1 protein-coding gene is annotated in these 21,940 nt (G+C 76.3%); it reads left to right on the forward strand.

Annotation, left to right across the window (positions count from 1 at the left end):
- Positions 1 to 26: 26 nt before the first annotated feature.
- Positions 27 to 21,917: an SDR family NAD(P)-dependent oxidoreductase gene (locus ACRAKJ_RS15565; RefSeq protein WP_447009002.1), complete on the forward strand. Its 21,891-nt coding sequence runs from the start codon at positions 27 to 29 to the stop codon at positions 21,915 to 21,917.
- The last annotated feature ends 23 nt before the right edge of the window (positions 21,918 to 21,940 follow it).

Raw genomic sequence — 21,940 nt, forward strand, 5'->3', positions numbered from 1 at the left:
GACCACGACGATTGAGTGGGGACACCGTGGGTGAGAACGACAAGCTCCGCGATTACCTGACCCGGGTCACGGGTGAGCTGCAGCGCACGCGCAGCCGCCTGGCCGAGGTGGAGGCGCGGGACGCCGAGCCGGTCGCGATCGTCGGCCTGGGCTGCCGGTTCCCCGGCGGCGTGCGCACGCCCGAGCAGTTCTGGGACCTGCTGGTCGGCGGGCGGCACGGCATCACCGGCTTCCCGGACAACCGGGGGTGGGACGTCGAGGGCCTGTTCGACCCCGACCCCGACCACCTGGGCACCAGCTACGTCCGGCACGGCGGCTTCCTGCACGACGCCGACGCGTTCGACCCGGAGTTCTTCGGCATCTCGCCGCGCGAGGCGGTGTCGATGGACCCGCAGCAGCGCCTGCTGCTGGAGACGTCGTGGGAGGCGCTGGAGCGCGCGGGCATCGACCCGACCTCGCTCAAGGGCAGCCGCACCGCCGTCTTCGCGGGCACCAACGGCCAGGACTACGGCCGCGAGCTGCCCAAGGGCGTCGAGGGCGTCGAGGGCTACCTGGGCACCGGCATCTCCGGCAGCGTCCTGTCCGGCCGCATCTCCTACGTGCTCGGCCTGGAGGGGCCGTCGGTCACCGTGGACACCGCCTGCTCGGCGTCCCTGGTGACGCTGCACCTGGCGGTGCGCGCGCTGCGCGCGGGCGAGTGCGACCTGGCGCTGTCCGGCGGCGCGACCGTCATGGCCGGCCCGGACGCCTTCGTCGAGTTCTCCCGGCAGCGCGGCCTGGCCCGCGACGGCCTGGTCAAGGCGTTCGCCGCCGCCTCGGACGGCACCGCGTGGGGCGAGGGCGCGGGCGTGCTCGTGCTGGAGCGGCTCTCCGACGCGCAGCGCAACGGCCACCGCGTGCTGGCCGTGGTCCGCGGCACCGCCGTCAACTCCGACGGCGCGTCCAACGGCCTCACCGCCCCCAACGGCCCGTCGCAGCAGCGCGTCATCCGCGCCGCCCTGGCCGACGCCCGGCTGTCCACCTCGGACGTCGACGCGGTCGAGGCGCACGGCACCGGCACCACCCTCGGCGACCCCATCGAGGTCCAGGCGCTCCAGGCCACCTACGGCCGGGGCCGCGACCGGGACCGCCCGCTGCTGCTGGGCTCGGTCAAGTCGAACATCGGCCACACCCAGGCCGCCGCCGGTGTCGCGGGCGTCATCAAGGTGGTGCTCGCCCTGAACAACGGCGTGCTGCCCGCCACCCTGCACGTCGACGCGCCCACCCCGCAGGCCGACTGGTCCTCCGGCAGCGTCGAGCTGCTGACCGGCAACCGCCCGTGGCCCGCCGACCACGTCCGCCGCGCCGCCGTGTCCTCGTTCGGCATCAGCGGCACCAACTCGCACGTCGTGCTGGAGCAGGCGCCCGAACCCGCGCCGGACGCCGACGCGCCCGCCGACCGCGGCCCCGCGCCCGCGCTGGTGCCGTGGGTGCTCTCCGGCCGCACCGCGGACGCCCTGCGCGCCCAGGCCGAAGCCCTGCTGGAGGTCGCGGGCGACCCGGCCGACGTCGGCTGGTCGCTGGCCGCCACCCGCGCCACCCACGAGCACCGCGCCGTGGTCACCGGGGCCGACCCGGACGCGCTGCGCGCCGGCCTGCGCGCCGTGGCCGACGACGTGCCCGCGCCCGGCGTCACCACCGGCGAGGCCACCGGCGGCCTGCTCGCCGTCATGTTCACCGGCCAGGGCTCCCAGCGCCTCGGCATGGGCCGCGAGCTGCACGCCGCGTTCCCCGTCTTCGCCGAGGCGTACGACGCGGTCGCCGACCTGCTGCCCGGCATCCGCGACGTCGACGACGCCGACGAGCTCAACCGCACCGGCAACGCCCAGCCCGCGCTGTTCGCGCTGGAGGTCGCGCTGTACCGGCTGGTCGAGTCGTGGGGCGTGCGCCCCGACTTCCTGATCGGCCACTCCGTGGGCGAGATCGCCGCCGCGCACGTCGCCGGCGTGTGGTCCCTGGCCGACGCCGTCGCGCTGGTCGAGGCGCGCGGCAGGCTCATGCAGGCGCTGCCCGAGGGCGGCGCGATGTGCGCCGTGCAGGCCACCGAGGACGAGGTGCGCGCCGAGCTGCGCGCGGGCGTGGACGTCGCCGCCGTCAACGGCCCCACCTCCGTCGTCGTCTCCGGCGAGGCCGGGCCCGTCGCGGAGGTGGCCGCCGCGTTCGCCACCCGCGGCCGCAAGACCAAGGCCCTGTCCGTCTCGCACGCCTTCCACTCGGCGCTGATGGACGACATGCTCGCCGACTTCGCCGAGGTCGTGCGCGGGCTGACCTTCCACACCCCGAAGATCGCCCTGGTCTCCAACGTCACCGGCCGCCTCGCCCGCACCGAGGAGGTGTGCGACCCGGCGTACTGGGTGCGGCACGTGCGCGAGGCCGTCCGGTTCGCCGACGGCGTCGCGACCCTGGCCGACGCGGGCGTCACGCGCTACTTCGAGCTGGGCCCCGACGGCGTGCTGTCCGCCGCGGGCCAGGACTGCGCCGAGGGACTGTTCGTGCCCGCCCTGCGCAAGGGCCGCGACGAGGTGCCCGCGCTGCTCGACGGCCTCGCCGCCCTGCACGCCCACGGCGCCCGCGTCGACTGGGCGGCGTTCTTCCCCGGCGCGCGCCGGGTCGACCTGCCCACCTACCCGTTCCAGCGCGCCCGCTACTGGCTGCCCGCGACCGCCCAGGCCGGCGACGCCGCCGGGCTGGGCCTCAGCTCGCTGGACCACCCGCTGCTCGGCGCGGCCGTCTCGGTCGCCGACGCCGACGGCTTCCTGTTCACCGGCACCCTCTCCACGCGCACCCACCCGTGGCTGGCCGACCACGTCGTGATGGGCGCGGTCGTCGTGCCCGGCACCGCGCTGGTCGAGCTGGCCGTGCGCGCCGCCGACGAGACCGGCCTGACCGCGGTGGAGGAGCTGACCCTCCAGACCCCGCTGGTGCTGCCCGAGACCGGCGGCGTGCAGGTCCAGCTGTGGGCCGGCGCGCCCGACGACTCCGGCCGCCGCCCGCTGACCCTGCACTCCCGCCCGCACGGCGCGGCGTCCGACGACCCGTGGACGCTGCACGCCACCGGCTCGCTGACCGCCGCGCGCACCGACGCGCCCTGGGACCTGGCCGAGTGGCCGCCGCCCGGCGCGCGGTCCGTCGCGCTGGACGGCCTGTACCCCGAGCTGACCGCGCTGGGCCTGGACTACGGCGACGCGTTCCGGGGCCTGCGGGCCGCCTGGAAGCTCGACGGCACCACCTACGCCGAGGTCGCGCTGCCCGAGCAGGTGAGCGACCAGGCGGGCCGGTTCGGCCTGCACCCGGCGCTGCTCGACGCCGCCCTGCACGCCCTGGCCCTCGACGACGGCGGCCAGGCCCGGCTGCCGTTCAGCTGGACCGACGTCGCCCTGCACGCCTCCGGCGCGGCCGAGCTGCGGGTCGAGCTGTCCCCGGCCGGCACCGACGCCGTCTCCCTGCGCGTCGCCGACGGCACCGGCGCGCCGGTCGCCGAGGTCGGCTCGCTGGTCGTGCGGCCGGTGTCGGCCGAGCAGATCCGCACCGCCCCCGGGCGGGACGGCCTGTACGAACTGGCCTGGCAGCCGGTGCCCGCCGCGTCCGGCACGGCCCCCGCCTGGCGCGACCGGACCGAGGTGGGCGAGGACGTCCCGCCGGTCGTGGTGCACCGGGTGACCGGCGCGGACGTCCACGCCGCGGTCGCCGACACGCTCGACGTGCTCCAGGAGTGGCTCACCGACGAGCGGTTCGCCGACGCGCGGCTGGTCGTGCAGACCGCCGGCGCGGTCTCCACCGGCGCGGGCGACCCGGTCGACCCCGCCCTCGCGGCGGTGTGGGGCCTGGTGCGCAGCGCCCAGTCCGAGCACCCCGAGCGGTTCACCCTCGTGGACGCCGACGAGATCACCGACGCCGTGCTCACCAGCGGTGAGCCGCAGCTGGCCGTGCGCGGCGGGGAGCTGCTGGCCCCGCGCCTGGTCCCGGTCGAGTCCGGCGAACGCCTGGTGCCGCCCGCCGGCGACTGGCGGCTCGGCCTGTCCGGCAAGGGCACCCTCGACCACCTGACCCTGGAGCCGGTGGCGCACGAGCCGCTGGGCCCGAACGGGGTGCGGGTGTCGGTGCGGGCGGCGGGCCTGAACTTCCGCGACGTGCTCAACGCGCTCGGCATGTACCCCGGCGAGGCCGGGCTGCTCGGCAGCGAGTTCGCCGGTGTCGTCACCGAGGTGGGCGACGCCGTCACCGACCTCGCGCCGGGCGACGAGGTCATGGGCCTGGTGTCCGGCGGTGCCGGACCGGTGGCGGTGGCCGATCGGCCGATGATCACCCGCAAGCCCGGGGGCTGGTCGTTCGAGCAGGCGGCGACGGTGCCGCTGGTGTTCCTGACGGCGTACTACGCCCTGTGCGACCTGGGCGGGGTGAAGGCGGGCGAGTCGGTCCTGATCCACTCGGCGGCCGGTGGTGTGGGCATGGCGGCGACGCAGTTGGCCCGGCACCTGGGTGCGGAGGTCTACGGCACGGCGAGTGAGGGCAAGCGGCACGTGTTGCGTGCGGCGGGGTTGGACGACGGGCACATCGCGTCGTCGCGGACCCTGGAGTTCGCGGACCGGTTCGCGGGGATCGACGTGGTGCTCAACGCGTTGGCGGGCGAGTTCGTGGACGCCTCGCTGCGCACGATGGCCCCGGGTGGTCGGTTCCTGGAGATGGGCAAGACCGACGTCCGCGAGGACGTGCCGGGTGTCGCCTACCAGGCGTTCGACCTGATCGAGGCGGGGCCGCGGCGCACCGCCGAGATGTGGGAGGCGTTGATCGAGCTGTTCGACGCCGGCGTGCTGGAACCGCTGCCGGTGCGGGCGTGGGACGTGCGCGAGGCGCGGGAGGCGTTCCGGTTCGTCAGCCAGGCCCGGCACATCGGCAAGGTCGCGCTGACCATGCCGCCGGTGCTCGACCCCGCCAAGTGGGTGCTGGTGACCGGCGGCACGGGTGGCCTGGGCGCGTTGGTCGCCCGGCACCTGATCATGCGGTACGGGGTGCGCAAGCTGCTGCTGACCAGCCGTCGCGGTCTCGACGCGCCCGGCGCGGAGGAGCTGCGGCGGGAACTGGTCGAGCTGGGCGCGCAGGTCGAGGTCGTGGCGTGCGACGTGTCCGACCGCGGCTCCGTGGGCGCACTGCTCGACGGGCTGGAGATCACCGGCGTGGTGCACGCCGCCGGCGTCCTCGACGACGGCACGATCGACTCGCTGACCCCCGACCGCGTGGACCGCGTGCTCGGCCCCAAGGCCGATGCCGCCCACCACCTGCACGAACTGGCGCAGGACCCGGCCCTGTTCGTCACCTTCTCCTCGGCCGCGGGCGTGCTGGGCGCGCCCGGCCAGGGCAACTACGCCGCCGCGAACGCCTACCTCGACGCGCTCGCCGAGCACCGCCGCGCCCGCGGCCTGCCCGGCCAGTCCCTCGCCTGGGGCCTGTGGGCCGCCGGCATGGGCGACGCGCTCGGCGAGGCCGACCTCGCCCGGCTGCGCAACGGCGGCACCCCCGCGCTGACCGTCGAGGAGGGCCTCGCCCTGTTCGACGCCGCCCTCGCGGCGGGCACGCCGGTCGCCGTCCCGGTCAAGCTCGACCTGCCCGTGCTGCGCGCGGCGGCCCGGACCTCCCCGCTGCCGTCGGTGCTCGGCGCGCTCGTGCGCACACCCGCCCGGCGGACCGCCAAGTCCGGTGCCGAACAGGGGTCCTCGCTGGCCCGCAAGCTGGCCGCGCTGACCGAGGCGGAGCAGGACCGCGAACTGCTGGACCTGGTGCGCACCCAGGTCGCGCTGGTGCTCGGCCACGTCACGGCGGGCACCGTCGAACCCTCCCGCGGCTTCCTCGACCTCGGCTTCGACTCGCTGACCGCCGTCGAGCTGCGCAACCGCCTCGGCGCGGCCACCGGCCTGCGCCTGCCCGCCACGGTCATCTTCGACCACCCGAGCCCGGTCGCCCTGGCCGGGTACCTGCGCACCGAACTGCTCGGCGGGCTCGGCGGACCGGCCGGCCCGCAGGTCCGGGCGCACACCGGCACCACCGACGAACCCATCGCGATCGTGGCGATGGCCTGCCGCTTCCCCGGCGGCGTCCGCTCGCCGGAGGACCTGTGGCGGCTGGTCGCCGAGGGCGGCGAGGGCATCACGGAGTTCCCGACCGACCGCGGCTGGGACCTGGCCTCGCTGTTCGACACCACGCCGGGCCGCAACGGCGTCTCGCACGCCCGCACCGGCGGGTTCCTGCACGACGCGGGCGAGTTCGACGCCGAGTTCTTCGGCATCTCGCCCCGCGAGGCGCTGGCGATGGACCCGCAGCAGCGGCTGCTGCTGGAGACGTCCTGGGAGGTGCTGGAACGCGCCGGGCTGCGCCCGCAGGAGCTGCGCGGCAGCGCGACCGGCGTCTTCACCGGCGCGATCTACCACGAGTACGCCTCGCGCCTGACCGCCATCCCGGAGGACGTCGAGGGCCTGCTCGGCACCGGCACGTCCGGCTCGATGATGGCCGGCCGCATCTCCTACACCTTCGGCTTCGAGGGCCCGGCCGTCCTGGTCGACACGGCCTGCTCGTCGTCGCTGGTCGCCATGCACCTCGCGGCACAGGCACTGCGCTCGGGCGAGTGCACGCTCGCCCTCGCGGGCGGCGTCACCGTGATGGCCAACCCGGACCCGTTCGTCGACTTCAGCCGGCAGCGCGCGATGGCGGTCGACGGCCGCTGCAAGGCGTTCGCCGACGGCGCGGACGGCGTCAGCTGGGGCGAGGGCGTGGGCGTGCTCCTGCTGGAGCGGCTGTCCGACGCGCAGCGCAACGGCCACCGCGTGCTCGCGGTGATCCGGGGTTCGGCGGTCAACCAGGACGGCGCGTCCAGCGGCCTCACCGCCCCCAACGGCCCGTCGCAGCAGCGCGTCATCCAGCAGGCGCTGGTCAACGCCGGGCTGACCCCGGCGGACGTGGACGCGGTGGAGGCGCACGGCACCGGCACGAGGCTCGGTGACCCGATCGAGGCGCAGGCCATCCTGGCCACCTACGGCCAGGAGCGCGACGAGCCCCTGTACCTGGGGTCGATCAAGTCCAACATCGGGCACACCCAGGCCGCCGCCGGCGTGGCCGGCGTGATCAAGATGGTGGAGGCCATGCGCCGGGGCGTGCTCCCGCGCACCCTGCACGTCGACGCGCCGTCCGGCCAGGTCGACTGGGAGGCGGGCGCGGTCAGGCTGCTCACCGAGGACACCGGGTGGCCGGGCGCCGACCGCCCGCGCCGCGCCGGCGTGTCCTCGTTCGGCTTCAGCGGCACCAACGCGCACGTGGTGCTGGAGCACGTCCCCGAGCCCGCCCCCGAACCGGTCGCGGGCACCACGCCCGCGGTCGTGCCGTGGGTGCTCTCGGCCCGGGACGACGACGCCCTGCGCGCCCAGGCGGCGCGGCTGGGCGCGGCGGTGGGCGACGCGTCCCCGGTGGACGTCGGCCACTCCCTGGTGACCACCCGCGCCGCGCACGAGCGGCGGGCCGTGGTCGTCGGCTCCGACCGGGACGCCCTGCTCGCCGGGCTGTCCGCGTTCGCCGAGACCGGCCGGGCGCACAACGCGGTGACCGGTCGGGCACGTCCCGGTCGGCTGGCCGTGCTGTTCACCGGTCAGGGTTCGCAGCGGGCGGGGATGGGGGAGGGCCTGTACGAGGCGTTCCCGGCTTTCGCCCGTGCCTATGACGAGGTGTGCGCCCATCTTCCGGGTGTTCGTTCCGGGGTGGACCTGGATCAGACTGGTAACGCGCAGCCGGCGATCTTCGCGTTGGAAGTGGCGTTGTTCCGGTTGGTGGAGTCGTTCGGTGTGCGCCCGGATTTCGTGGCGGGTCATTCGATCGGTGAGATCGCGGCGGCGCACGTCGCGGGTGTGTTGTCGCTGGCGGACGCCGCGACGCTGGTGGAGGCTCGTGGTCGTTTGATGCAGGCGTTGCCCGCCGGTGGTGCGATGGTGGCGGTGCAGGCGTCGGAGGAGGAGGTGCGCGAGCACCTGTCCGATGCGGTGTCGTTGGCGGCGGTCAACGGGCCGAACGCGGTCGTCCTGTCGGGTGTGGAGGAGTCCACCCTGGCGGTGGCGGCGCGGTTCGCCGAGCTGGGGCGCAAGACGAAGCGTTTGACGGTGTCGCACGCGTTCCACTCGGTGTTGATGGAGCCGATGCTGGACGAGTTCCGCCAGGTCGTGCGCGAGCTGACCTTCTCGGAGCCGTCGATCGCGGTGAACGACCGGTGGACCGACCCGGAGTACTGGGTCGAGCACGTCCGTGCCACGGTCCGGTTCGCCGACACCGTGACGGGGTTGGAGGAATCGGGTGCGACCTGGTTCCTGGAGCTGGGTCCGGACGCGGTGCTGTCCGCCCTGGTCGAGCCCGGCACCGCCGTGCCCGCACTGCGCAGGGACCGCGACGAGGCCACCACCCTGGTCACCGCTCTCGCGACGTTGCACGCCCACGGCGCGGCAGTGGACTGGGAGAAGTACTTCGAGGGCAGCGGCGCCACGACCGTCGACCTGCCCACCTACGCCTTCCACCACAGGCACTTCTGGTTGGTCCAGGCGCAGACGGCGGGTGACGCGGCCGGGCTCGGCCTCGGGTCGCTGGACCACCCGCTGCTCGGCGCGGCCGTCGCGCTGCCAGACAGCGGCGGACTGGTGTTGACCGGACGGCTGTCGCTCGACGCCCAGCCGTGGCTGGCCGGGCACCGGGTCGCCGACGCGGTCCTGCTGCCCGGCACCGCCTTCGCCGAGCTGGTCGTCCGCGCGGGCGACGAGGTCGGCTGCGGCACCGTCGAGGAGCTGACCATCCACACGCCCCTGGTGCTGGAGGAGGCCGCGGTCCAGCTGCGGGTCTCCGTCTCGGCCCCGGAGGCGGGCGGGCGGCGCGCGGTGGCGGTGCACTCCCGCCGCCAGGACGCCGACCCGGACGAGGAGTGGACGGCGCACGCCACCAGCACCCTGGTGCCGGGCGACGCGGAGCCGGCCGGCGACCTGACCGAGTGGCCGCCGGCCGGTGCCGAACCGCTCGGCCTGGACGGCTTCTACGTCGAGCTGGCCGAGGCGGGCCTCGACTACGGCGAGCCGTTCCGCGGCCTGCGCGCGGCCTGGCGGCGGGGTGAGGAGACCTTCGCCGAGGTCGCGCTGCCCGAGGGCACCGACGTCAGCCGCTTCGGCCTGCACCCGGCCCTGCTGGACGCCGCGCTGCACGCGATCGGCCTCTCCGGCGGTCGGGCCGGCCTGCCCTTCTCGTGGGCCGGGGTGACGCTGCACGCCTCCGGCGCGTCCGCGCTGCGCGTCCGGCTCACGCCCACCGGTCCCGGCACGGTGTCGCTCCAGGTCGCCGACGGCACGGGCACCCCGGTGCTCTCCGTCGCCTCGCTCGCCCTGCGGGCGATCAGCGAGGGCCTGCTGCGCCCGATCAGCGAGGTCGAGCGGGACGCGCTGTTCACCGTGGACTGGGTGCCCGTCGCGGCGGGCGCGCCGGTCACCGTGCTGCCGCACGGGGAGGACGGCGACGCCGACGCGGTCGTCTTCACCGTGCCCGACGGCGAGGTCCGCGACGTGACCGACCGCGTCCTGGGCGTGCTGCACGCCTGGCTGGCCGAGGACCGGGCGGCACGCCTGGTCGTGCGGACCGCGCCGGGCGTCCCCGCGCACACCGCGGTGGCCGGGCTCGTCCGCAGCGCCCAGGCCGAGCACCCCGACCGCCTGGTCCTGGTGCACGGCACCGGTGACGTGGCCACCGCGGTGGGCACCGGCGAGCCGGAGGTGCTGCTCGTCGGTGGCGAGCTGCGCGTGCCGAGGTTGGTCCGCGCCCAGGCGACGAGCGACACGGACTGGGCCCTGGAGGGCACCGTCCTGGTCACCGGCGGCACCGGCGGCCTCGGCGCGCTGGTCGCCCGGCACCTGGTGGAGCGCCACGGCGTCCGTCACCTGCTGCTCACCAGCCGCCGGGGCGGCGACGCGCCCGGCGCGGCGGACCTGGAGCGCGAGCTGACCGACCTGGGCGCGGAGGTGACGATCGCGGCCTGCGACGTCGCCGACCGCGAGCAGCTGGTGGCCGCGCTCGCCCTGGTCGCGCCCGACCAGCCGCTCAGCGGCGTCGTGCACGCCGCGGGCGTCCTCGACGACGGCGTGCTGGAGACGATGACGCCCGAGCGCGTCGCCGCCGTCCTCGCGCCCAAGGCCGAGGCCGCCTGGAACCTGCACGAGCTGACCAGCGGCCTGGACCTGTTCGTCCTGTTCTCGTCGGTCGCGGGCACGCTCGGGGCACCGGGCCAGGCCAACTACGCGGCGGCCAACGGCTTCCTCGACGGGCTGGCCACCTACCGGCGCGACCGGGGCCTGGTCGCCACCTCCATCGCCTTCGGCCTGTGGCGCAGCGGCATGGGCAGCGGCCGGTCCGGCGGCCCGGCCGGGTTCGGCGCCCTGTCGGACGAGGCCGGTCTTGCGCTGTTCGACCTGGTCGCGCTCGGCGACGACGCCAACCCGGTCGCGCTGCGGCTGGACGTGGCCGCGCTGCGCGAGGACGCCCGCGCCACCGGGGCCGTCCCGCACGTGCTGCGCAGCCTGGTCAAGCTGCGCCCGCGCCGCGCCGCGCACGCCGGTGAGGCAGCCGGTCTGCGGCAGCGGCTCGGCGGCCTGCCGCAGCCCGAGCGGCTCCGGGTGCTCGTCGAGCTGATCCGCACCGAGGTCGCGCTCGTGCTGGGCCACGAGGGCCCGCACGCGGTGGAGGCCGACCGGGCGTTCGGCGAGCTGGGCTTCGACTCGCTCACCTCGGTCGAGTTCCGCAACCGCGTGGACGCGGCCACCGGGCTGCGCCTGCCCGCCACGCTCACCTTCGACCACCCGACGCCGCTGGCGCTGGCCGAGTTCATCCGGTCGGAGTTCCTCGACGAGCAGGACGGTCCGGCCGCGCCCGTGCACGCCCCGGCGGCGGTCAGCGGCGACCCGGTCGTCATCGTCGGCATGGCCTGCCGCTACCCGGGCGGGGTGCGGTCGCCGGAGGACCTGTGGGACCTGGTCGCACAGGGCCGCGACGGCGTCTCGCGCTTCCCGGAGGACCGCGGCTGGGACGTGGACGGCATCTACCACCCCGACCCCGACCAGCCCGGCAAGACCTACACCCGCGAGGGCGGGTTCCTGCACGACGCGGGCGACTTCGACCCCGAGTTCTTCGGGATCAGCCCGCGCGAGGCGCTGGCGATGGACCCGCAGCAGCGCCTGCTGCTGGAGACCTCGTGGGAGGCCGTCGAACGCGCCGGGATCGACCCGACCACCCTCAAGGGCAGCCCGACCGGCGTGTTCGCCGGCGTGATGTACCACGACTACGGCACCAAGCTGGGATCGGTGCCGGACGGCGTCGAGGGCTTCCTCGGCACGGGCACCTCGGGCAGCGTGCTGTCCGGTCGGGTCGCCTACACGCTGGGCCTGGAGGGCCCGGCGGTGTCGGTGGACACGGCGTGCTCGTCGTCGCTGGTCGCCCTGCACCTGGCCGCGCAGGCGCTGCGCACCGGTGAGTGCTCGCTGGCGCTGGCCGGCGGCGTGACCGTGATGGCCACGCCCGACACGTTCATCGGCTTCTCGCGGCAGCGCGGCCTGGCCGCGGACGGCCGCTGCAAGTCGTTCTCCGCCGACGCCGACGGCACCGGCTGGTCCGAGGGCGTCGGCGTGCTGGTGCTGGAGCGGCTGTCCGACGCGCGCCGCAACGGCCACCGCGTGCTGGCCGTCGTGAAGGGCTCGGCGATCAACCAGGACGGCGCGTCCAACGGCCTCACCGCCCCCAACGGGCCGTCGCAGCAGCGGGTCATCCGCGCCGCGCTGGCCGGCGCGGGCATCCCGTCGTCCGGGGTGGACCTGGTGGAGGCGCACGGCACCGGCACCTCGCTCGGCGACCCGATCGAGGCGCAGGCGCTGCTGACCACCTACGGCCGCGAGCGCGAGGACGAGCCGCTGTACCTGGGCTCGATCAAGTCCAACATCGGCCACACCCAGGCCGCCGCCGGCGTCGCCGGGATCATCAAGGTGGTCCAGGCGATGCGCCACGGCGTGCTGCCCAGGAGCCTGCACCTGGACGAGCCGTCCCCGCACGTGGACTGGTCGGCGGGCGACGTCAGCCTGCTGGCCGAGCCGCGGCCGTGGCCCGAGGTGGACCGGCCGCGCCGCGCGGCGGTGTCGTCGTTCGGCATCAGCGGCACCAACGCGCACGTCATCCTGGAGCAGCCGGCCGAACCGGAGCCGGCGCGCGAGGTCGTGCCGCCCGCGGTCGTGCCGTGGGTGCTGTCGGCCCGCGCCGAGGAGGCCGTGCGCGAGCAGGCGTCCCGGCTGCTGGCCGTCGAGGGCGAGCCCGTGGACCTCGGCCTGTCGCTGGCCACCTCCCGCACCGCGCAGGAGCACCGCGCCGTCGTGCTCGGGACGACCGCCGACGAGCTGCGCGCCGGCCTGGCCGCGCTCGCGGCGGGGGAGACCGGCGCGGGCGTCGTGACCGGTCGCGCGACGACCGGCCGGACGGCGGTGCTGTTCACCGGTCAGGGTTCGCAGCGGGTCGGCATGGGGGAGGGCCTGTACGCGGCCTTCCCGGTGTTCGCCCGCGCCTACGACGAGGTGTGCGGGTACCTGCCCGGTGTCCGCTCCGCCGCGGACCTGGACCGGACGGGTAGTGCGCAGCCGGCGATCTTCGCGCTGGAGGTGGCGCTGTTCCGGCTCGTGGAGTCGTGGGGCGTCCGCCCCGACTTCCTGGCCGGCCACTCGATCGGCGAGATCGCGGCGGCGCACGTGTCCGGCGTGCTGTCGCTGGCGGACGCCGCGACCCTGGTGGAGGCGCGCGGTCGCCTGATGCAGGCGCTGCCCGCCGGTGGCGCGATGGTCGCCGTGCAGGCGAGCGAGGACGAGGTGCGCGAGCACCTGTCGGCGAAGGTGTCGCTGGCCGCCGTCAACGGCCCCGACGCGGTCGTGCTCTCCGGCGCGGCCTCGCCGACGCTCAAGGTGGCCAAGAAGTTCGAGCGGCTCGGGCGCAAGACCAAGCGCCTGAGCGTGTCGCACGCGTTCCACTCGGCCCTGATGGAGCCGATGCTCGACGAGTTCCGCGAGGTCGTGCGCGGGCTGTCGTTCGGCGAGCCGTCGATCCCCGTGGTGTCCACGGTGAGCGGCGCGCCGGCCGACCGGCTCGCCGACCCGGAGTACTGGGTCGAGCACGTCCGCGCCACGGTCCGCTTCGGCGACGGCCTGTCCTGGCTGCGCGGCGCGGGCGTCACCCGGTTCCTGGAGGTCGGCCCGGACGGCGTGCTGTCCGCGATGGGCGGCGGCGACGGCCTGTTCACCCCGTTCCTGCGCCGGGACCGCGACGAGGCCGTGACCGCGCTGACCGCGCTGGCCACCGCCCACGTCCACGGCGTCCCGGTCGACTGGTCGGCCGTGTTCGCCGGCTCCGGCGCCCGCGTCGTGGACCTGCCGACCTCGGTGTTCCGGCACCAGCGGTTCTGGCTGGTCTCGGTCGGCGCGGACGCCGACGTCACCGCCGCGGGCCTGGAGCCCGCCGAGCACCCGCTGCTCGGCGCGGCCGTGCCGCTCGCGGACGGCGACGGCTGGCTGTTCACCGGCAGGCTGTCCCGGGGCACCCACCCGTGGCTGGCCGACCACGAGGCGCTGGGCGCCACCCTGGTGCCGGGCACCGCGCTGCTGGAGCTGGCCGTCCGGGCCGGTGACGAGGCGGGCTGCGGCGCGGTGGAGGAGCTGACCCTCCAGGCGCCGCTGGTGCTGCCCGGTTCGGGCGCGCTGGACGTCCAGGTGATCGTCGGCCAGGCCGACGACGCCGGCCGGCGCCCCGTGTCGGTGCACTCGCGCAGCCCGCACGAGCCGTGGACCGAGCACGCCGTCGGCACCCTGTCGCCCGCGGCCACCGCTCCCACCGCGGACCTCGCGGCCTGGCCGCCGCCCGGCGAGGCGGTCGACGTCACCGACCTGTACGACGACCTGGCCGCCGCCGGCCTGGCCTACGGACCGGTGTTCCGCGGTCTCAAGGCCGCCTGGCGCGACGGCGACGACGTCTACGCCGAGGTCGCGCTGCCCGAGGACGAGCACGACCGGGCCGGTCGCTTCGGCGTCCACCCGGCGCTGCTGGACGCCGCCCTGCACGCCATCGGGCTCACCCCCGGCGAGGGCGGGCGGCTGCCGTTCGTGTTCGGCTCCGCCGTCCTGCACGCGGCCGGCGCGACCGCCCTGCGCGTCCGGATCACGCCGACCGGGACCGACTCGGTCTCCCTGCTGGCGGCGGACAACTCCGGCGCGCCGGTGGCGAGCATCGGCTCGGTGGTCGTCCGCCGGGTCGAGGCCGGGCAGCCGCGCACCGGGGACTCGCTCTACGAGCTGACCAGGGTGCCCATGCCCGCCGTCGCCGAGGCGGTCGACACCGCCCCGCTGCACGAGGTCGGCGACGAGGTCCCGCCCGCGCTGGTGCTGGACGTCCCGGCCGGCGAGCCGCGCGACGCGCTGCGCGCCGCCCTGGCGGGCATCCAGGCGTTCCTGGCCGAGGAGCGGTTCGCCGACGCCCGGCTGGTCGTGCGCACCGACGGCTCCCCGTCCGGCGCGGCCGTCCGCGGCCTGGTCCGCAGCGCGGGGTCCGAGCACCCCGGCCGGTTCGTGTCGGTCGAGGGCGACGACGTCGCCGCCGCGCTGGCCACCGGCGAACCCGAGGTCCGCGTCCACGACGGCGAGGCCCTGGCGCCCCGCCTGGTCCGCGCCCGCACCGGCGGCGACGCCGACACCGGGTGGGGCGACGGCGCGGTGCTCGTCACCGGCGGCACCGGCGGCATCGGCGCGGCGCTGGCCCGGCACCTGGTGACCGCGCACGGCGTGCGCGAGCTGGTGCTGACCAGCCGTCGCGGCCTCGCCGCCCCCGGCGCGGCCGAGCTGGCCGAGGAGCTGGCGGGGCTGGGCGCGTCCGTCCGGGTCGAGGCGTGCGACGTCGCCGACCGGGCCGCGCTGGCCGCGCTGCTGGACGCGGTCCCCGGGCTGACCGGGGTCGTGCACGCGGCGGGCGTGCTGGACGACGGCGTGGTCACCGCGCTGACGCCCGAGCGGCTCGACACCGTGCTGCGGCCCAAGGCGGACGCGGCGGTCGCGCTGCACGAGCTGACCCTCGACCGGCCGCTGAGCCAGTTCGTCCTGCTGTCGTCGGTCTCCGGCGTGCTGGGCGGCCCCGGCCAGGGCAACTACGCGGCGGCCAACGCCCTGCTCGACGCGCTCGCCGAGCAGCGGGTCGCCGACGGCCTGCCCGCCCGCTCGCTGGCCTACGGCCTGTGGGCCGGCGGCATGGGCGGCGCGGCCGAGGCGGAGCGGCTGGCCCGCGACGGCTTCGGCGCGCTGTCCGAGGAGGAGGGCCTCGCGCTGTTCGACGCGGCCCTCGCGAGCGGGACGGCCGTGCCGGTGCCGGTGAAGCTCGACCTGGCGGCCCTGCGGGTCCGCGCCCGCACCGCGCCGCTGCCGTCCGCGCTGCACGGCCTGGTCCGGGTGCCCAAGCGCCGTGCCGCGGCCAACGACCGGGCGGTGTCCGGCCTGCTGGACACCCTGTCCCGGCTGTCCGCCGCGGAGCAGGAGGCGCACCTGATCGGCCTGGTGCGCACGCAGGTCGCGGCCGTGCTGGGCCACGGCGGTGCCGGCGCGGTCGACCCCGACCGGGCGTTCACCGAGCTGGGCTTCGACTCGCTGACCGCCGTCGAGCTGCGCAACCGGCTCGGCGAGACCACCGGGCTGCGGCTGCCCGCGACGCTGGTCTTCGACCACCCGACGCCGCTGCTGCTGGCCGGGCACGTCCGCACCGAGCTGGTCGGCGCCGCCCCCGAGGCGGCGGTCACCCGCACCCGGTCGGCCGAACCCGACGAGCCGATCGCGATCATCGCCATGAGCTGCCGGTTCCCCGGCGGCGTGCGGTCGCCCGAGGACCTGTGGCGGCTGGTCTCCGACGGCGTGGACGCCATCACGCCGTTCCCGACCGACCGCGGCTGGGACCTCGACGGGCTGTACGACCCGGACCCGGACCGCACCGGCAAGAGCTACGCCCGCGAGGGCGGGTTCCTGCACGACGCGGCCGACTTCGACGCCGAGTTCTTCGGCATCTCGCCGCGCGAGGCGATCACCGTCGACCCGCAACAGCGGCTGCTGCTGGAGACCGCGGTGGAGGCGTTCGAGCGCGCCGGGATGGACCCGACGTCGCTCAAGGGCAGCACCACCGGCGTGTTCGCGGGCGTGATGTACAACGACTACGCGTCCCGCCTGGCCACCACCCCCGAGGGCGTGGAGGGCCTGCTCGGCACCGGCAGCGCGAGCAGCGTGCTGTCCGGCCGGGTCGCCTACACCTTCGGCCTCCAGGGCCCGGCGGTGTCGGTGGACACGGCGTGCTCGTCGTCGCTGGTCGCCCTGCACCTGGCGGCGCAGGCGCTGCGCTCGGGCGAGTGCGAACTCGCCCTGGCCGGCGGTGCGACGGTGATGTCCACGCCGAACCCGTTCATCGAGTTCTCCCGGCAGCGCGGCCTGGCCCGCGACGGGCGCTGCAAGCCGTTCGCCGCGTCCGCCGACGGCACCGGCTGGTCCGAGGGCGCCGGGTTCCTGCTGCTGGAGCGGCTCTCCGACGCGCGCCGCAACGGGCACCCGGTGCTCGCGGTGGTGCGCGGCAGCGCGGTCAACCAGGACGGCGCGTCCAACGGCCTCACCGCCCCGAACGGGCCGTCGCAGCAGCGGGTGATCCGGCAGGCGCTGGCCAACGCCGGGCTGTCCACCTCGGACGTCGACGTGGTCGAGGCGCACGGCACGGGCACCTCGCTGGGTGACCCGATCGAGGCGCAGGCGCTGCTGGCCACCTACGGCCAGGACCGCGAGACGCCGCTGCTGCTCGGCTCGGTCAAGTCGAACATCGGCCACACCCAGGCCGCCGCCGGCGTCGCCGGGATCATCAAGGTCGTCGAGGCGATGCGGCACGGGGTCGTCCCGGCCAGCCTGCACGTCGACGAGCCCACCCCGCACGTGGACTGGGGCACGGGCGCGGTCGAGCTGGCCACCGGGGCGACGCCCTGGCCCGGCGCGGACCGGCCGAGGCGCGCGGCGGTGTCGTCGTTCGGCATCAGCGGCACCAACGCGCACGTCATCCTGGAGCAGCCGGTGGAGGTCCCCGCGCCGCCGCGCGAGGTCCGCGAACCCGCGCTGCTGCCGCACCTGCTGTCCGGGCGGACCGAGCAGGCCCTGCGGGCGCAGGCGGCCCGGCTGCTGGACGCCGACCTGGGTAACCCGGTCGACGTCGCCTGGTCGCTGGCCACCACCCGCACCGCGCACGAGCGGCGCGCGGTCGTGCTGGGCAACCAGGCCGACCTGCGCGCCGGGCTGGCCGCGCTGGCCGACGGGCAGGCCGCGACGAACGTCGTGACCGGCCGGGCGGTCCCCGGCAAGCTCGCCGTGCTGTTCACCGGTCAGGGTTCGCAGCGGGCGGGGATGGGGGAGGGCCTGTACGAGGCGTTCCCGGCTTTCGCCCGTGCCTATGACGAGGTGTGCGGGTACCTGCCGGGTGTTCGTTCCACCGCGGACTTGGACCAGACTGGTAATGCGCAGCCGGCGATCTTCGCGTTGGAAGTGGCGTTGTTCCGGTTGGTGGAGTCGTTCGGTGTGCGCCCGGATTTCGTGGCGGGTCATTCGATCGGTGAGATCGCGGCGGCGCACGTCGCCGGTGTGTTGTCGTTGGAGGACGCCGCGACGCTGGTGGAGGCCCGTGGTCGTCTGATGCAGGCGTTGCCTACCGGTGGTGCGATGGTGGCGGTGCAGGCGTCGGAGGACGAGGTGCGCGAGCACCTGTCCGACGAGGTGTCGCTGGCCGCGGTCAACGGGCCGAACGCGGTCGTGCTGTCCGGTGTGGAGGGTCCGACCCTGGCGGCGGCCGACCACTTCGGCGAGCAGGGCCGCCGGGTCAAGCGCCTGACGGTGTCGCACGCGTTCCACTCGGCCCTGATGGAGCCGATGCTCGACGACTTCCGCGCCGTGGTGCGTGAACTGACCTTCTCGGAGCCGTCGATCCCGGTGAACGACCGCTGGACCGACCCGGAGTACTGGGTCGAGCACGTCCGCGCCACGGTCCGGTTCGCCGACACCGTCACGGCGTTGGACGAGGCCGGCGCGACCCGGTTCCTGGAGCTGGGCCCGGACGCGGTGCTGTCCGGGATGGTCGAGTCCGGCACGGCGGTCCCGGCGCTGCGCAGGGACCGCGACGAGGCCACCACGGTGGTCCTCGCCCTGGCGACGCTGCACGCCCACGGCGTGACCGTCGACTGGGAGAAGTACTTCGGGGACAGCGGGGCCACGACCGTCGCCCTGCCGACCTACGCCTTCCAGCGCGAGCGCTTCTGGCTCGACGGCGGTTCGGCGGCCGGTGACGCGGCCGGGCTCTGCCTGACCGCGGCCGACCACCCGCTGCTGGGCGCGGTCGTGCCCACCGCGGGCGGGGACGGGCTGATCTGCTTCGGCAGGCTGTCCCGCGCCGCCCAGCCGTGGCTCGTCGACCACGCCGTGCTCGGCTCCGTGCTGGTCCCCGGCGCGGCCCTGGTCGAGCTGGCGGTGCGCGCCGGTGACGAGCTGGGGTGCCCGAAGGTGGTCGAACTCGACCTGGAGGCACCGCTGGTGCTGCCGGAACGGGGCGCGCTCGCCGTCCAGGTCGTCGTCGGCGCGGCCGACGGGGAAGGACGGCGCGAGGTCTCCGTCTACTCCCGGCCGCAGGACGGCGACGAGCCGTGGACCGCGCACGCGACCGGCGTGCTCGGCCCGGAGGAGGACCACCCGGCCGTCGCGGCGGGGGCTTGGCCCCCGGCGGACGCCGAGGCGCTCGACGTGACGGACCTCTACCCCGGCCTGGCCGCCGCGGGGCTCACCTACGGCCCGGTGTTCCAGGGCCTGCGGGCCGCCTGGCGGCACGGGGACGACGTCCTCGCCGAGATCGCGCTGCCCGAGGCGGCGCACGGTGACGCGGCGGGCTTCGGCGTCCACCCGGCGCTGCTCGACGCCGCGCTGCACTCCATCGGCCTGCTGCCCTCGGACGACGAGGCGGTCACCCGGCTGCCCTTCGGGTGGCGGGACGTCTCGCTGCACGCCGCGGGCGCGACCGCGCTGCGCGTCCGGGTCGGCCGCACCGGTCCCGACTCGGTCCGGCTGGAGCTGGCCGACGCGGCGGGCGCGCCGGTGCTCTCGGTCGGCGGCCTGACGCTGCGCGAGGTCTCCGCCGACCAGCTCGGCGCGGACCCGGGGACCCGGGACTCGCTGTTCCGGCTCGACTGGCTCCCGGTGGCCGTGCCGGACGCCGCCGTAGCCTGGGCGCACCACGAGGAGGTCGGCGACACCGTCCCGCCCGTGGTGGTCCTGCGCGTCGGGGGTTCCGCCCTGGACGTGCCCGGGGCGGTGCGGGAGGTGCTGGAGCGCACCCTCGCGGCCGTCCAGGCGTGGCTGGCCGACGACCGCACCGCCGACAGCACCCTGGTCGTGCTCACGCACGGCGCGGTGACCGCGGACCCGGGCGACGTGGTCGACCCGGTCGCCGCCTCGGTGTGGGGCCTGGTCCGCAGCGCCCAGGCGGAGAACCCGGGCCGACTGGCCCTGCTCGACGCCGCGGCCGACGACGTGGCCCGCGCCGTGGCCGCCGTCGGCGAGGAACCGCAGCTCGCCGTGCGCGACGGCGTCGTGCGCGCCTGCCGCCTGCTGCGGGCCGACAACGCGGCGGAGCTGGTCCCGCCCGCCGGTGAGCGGGCGTGGCGGCTCGACTCGCCGGAACGGCCCGTGCTGCGGCCGTTCGCCGGGGCCGACGACCCGCTGGCCGGTGACGGCGTCCGGATCGCGGTGCGCGCGGCGGGCGTGGACGCCGCCGGACCGCTCGGCCGCTCCGTCGCGGGCGTCGTGCTGGAGGTCGGCGGCGACGTCACCGACCTGCGGCCGGGTGACCGGGTGATGGGCCTGCTCGGGAACGCCGCCGGTCCGGTCGCCGCGGCCGCCCGCGCGGTCCTCGCGCCGGTCCCGGACGGGTGGACCTGGGAGGAGGCGGCGTCCGCGCCGCTGACGCACCTCGCCGCCTGGCACGCGCTGCACGACCTCGCCGGCCTCACCGCCGGCGAGTCGGTGCTGGTCCACGACGCGGACCGCGGGCTCGGCCTCGCCGCCACCCGGATCGCCCGCCACCTGGGCGCGCGGGTCCTCACCACCGCCGACCTCCCGGTCGCCGGCGTGGACGTCGTGCTCGGTTCGGCCGACGGCGCCGACCACGGGTCGGCCGCGCTGTTGCCGCGCGGTGGGCGGTTCGTGGAAAGGGGGAAGGCCGACGTACGTCCCAGCGGCGATCCCGCCCGGCAGTATCCGGAGGTGAACTTCCTGGCCCTGGACCTGACCGGGGTCGGGGCGGACCGGATCGCGACGACGTGGGAGGAGCTGGTCGCCTTGTCCGACACCGACGTGCTCACCCCGATCGCGCTCCCGGCCCGGGACGTGCGCCGGGCTCCCGGGGCGCTGGCCGACCTCGGCGGGGACGGGGTCGTGCTGACCGTGCCGCGCGCCCTGGACCCGGACGGCACCGTGCTGGTCACCGGCGGCACCGGCGGCCTGGGCGCGGCGGTCGCGCGGCACCTGGTCACCGCGCACGGCGTGCGGGGACTGGTCCTCACCAGCCGGCGCGGCGCGCAGGCGCCGGGCGCGGCGGAACTGGCCGCCGAGCTGACCGGGCTGGGCGCGCGGGTCCGGGTCGAGGCGTGCGACGCGGCCGACCGGGACGCGCTGGCGGCGCTGCTCGCGGACGTCCCGGACCTGACCGGTGTCGTCCACGCGGCGGGCGTCCTCGACGACGGCCTGGTCACCTCGCTCACCCCCGAGCGGCTGGCGACCGTGCTGCGGCCGAAGGTCGACGCGGCCTGGCACCTGCACGAGCTGACCGCGGACCGCGACCTGGCGCTGTTCGCGCTGTTCTCCTCGGCCGCGGGCGTGCTCGGCGCGCCGGGCCAGGCGAACTACGCCGCCGCGAACACGTTCCTGGACGCGCTCGCCGAGCACCGCCGGTCCCGGGGCCTGGCGGCCACCTCGCTCGCCTACGGCCTCTGGGCCGACGGCATGGGCGGCGCGGCGGACGCGGACCGGATGGGCCGCGACGGCATCGCACCGCTCGACCCGGCGGAGGGGCTGGCGCTGTTCGACCTGGCCACCTCGCTGGTCGCGCCGGCGACGGTGCCGGTGAAGCTCGACGTGGCGGGGCTGCGGGCGCACGCCCGGACCGCGCCGGTGCCGCCGCTGTTCCGCGGCCTGGTCCGCTCGACCGGTCGCCGGGTGGCCTCGGCCGACACGGCGGCGCGGGCGGACGAGCTGCGGCTGCGGTTGGCCGGGCTGTCCGAGGCCGACGCGCAGCAGGCGCTGCTGACCGTGGTCCGCTCCCAGGCGGCGGCCGTGCTCGGCCACGCCGGGGTGGACGCGATCGGGCCGGACCGGGCGTTCACCGAGCTGGGCTTCGACTCGCTGACGTCGGTCGAGCTGCGCAACGCGCTGGGTGCGGAGACGGGGTTGCGGCTGCCCGCGACGCTGATCTTCGACCACCCGACCCCCGACGCGCTGGCGGCGTTCCTGCGCTCCGAGGTGGCGCCCGCCGCGGCGCCCGGCGGGACCGGTGTGGAGGCCGAGCTGACCAGGCTGGCCGACGCGCTGGGCGCGCTGGACCCGGTGGACGTCGACGGGGCGCGCGTGGAGGCGAGGCTGCGGCAGCTGGTCTCCCTGTGGCAGGACAAGGTCCGCGACCGGGCCGGTGCGGACGGCAACACGGACATCGAGTCGGCCACCTTGGACGACATGTTCTCCCTGCTGGACAACGAACTCTGACTCTGCGTTCGCGGTGGCGCCCG

It is taken from the genome of Saccharothrix sp. DSM 118769 (assembly GCF_052936295.1).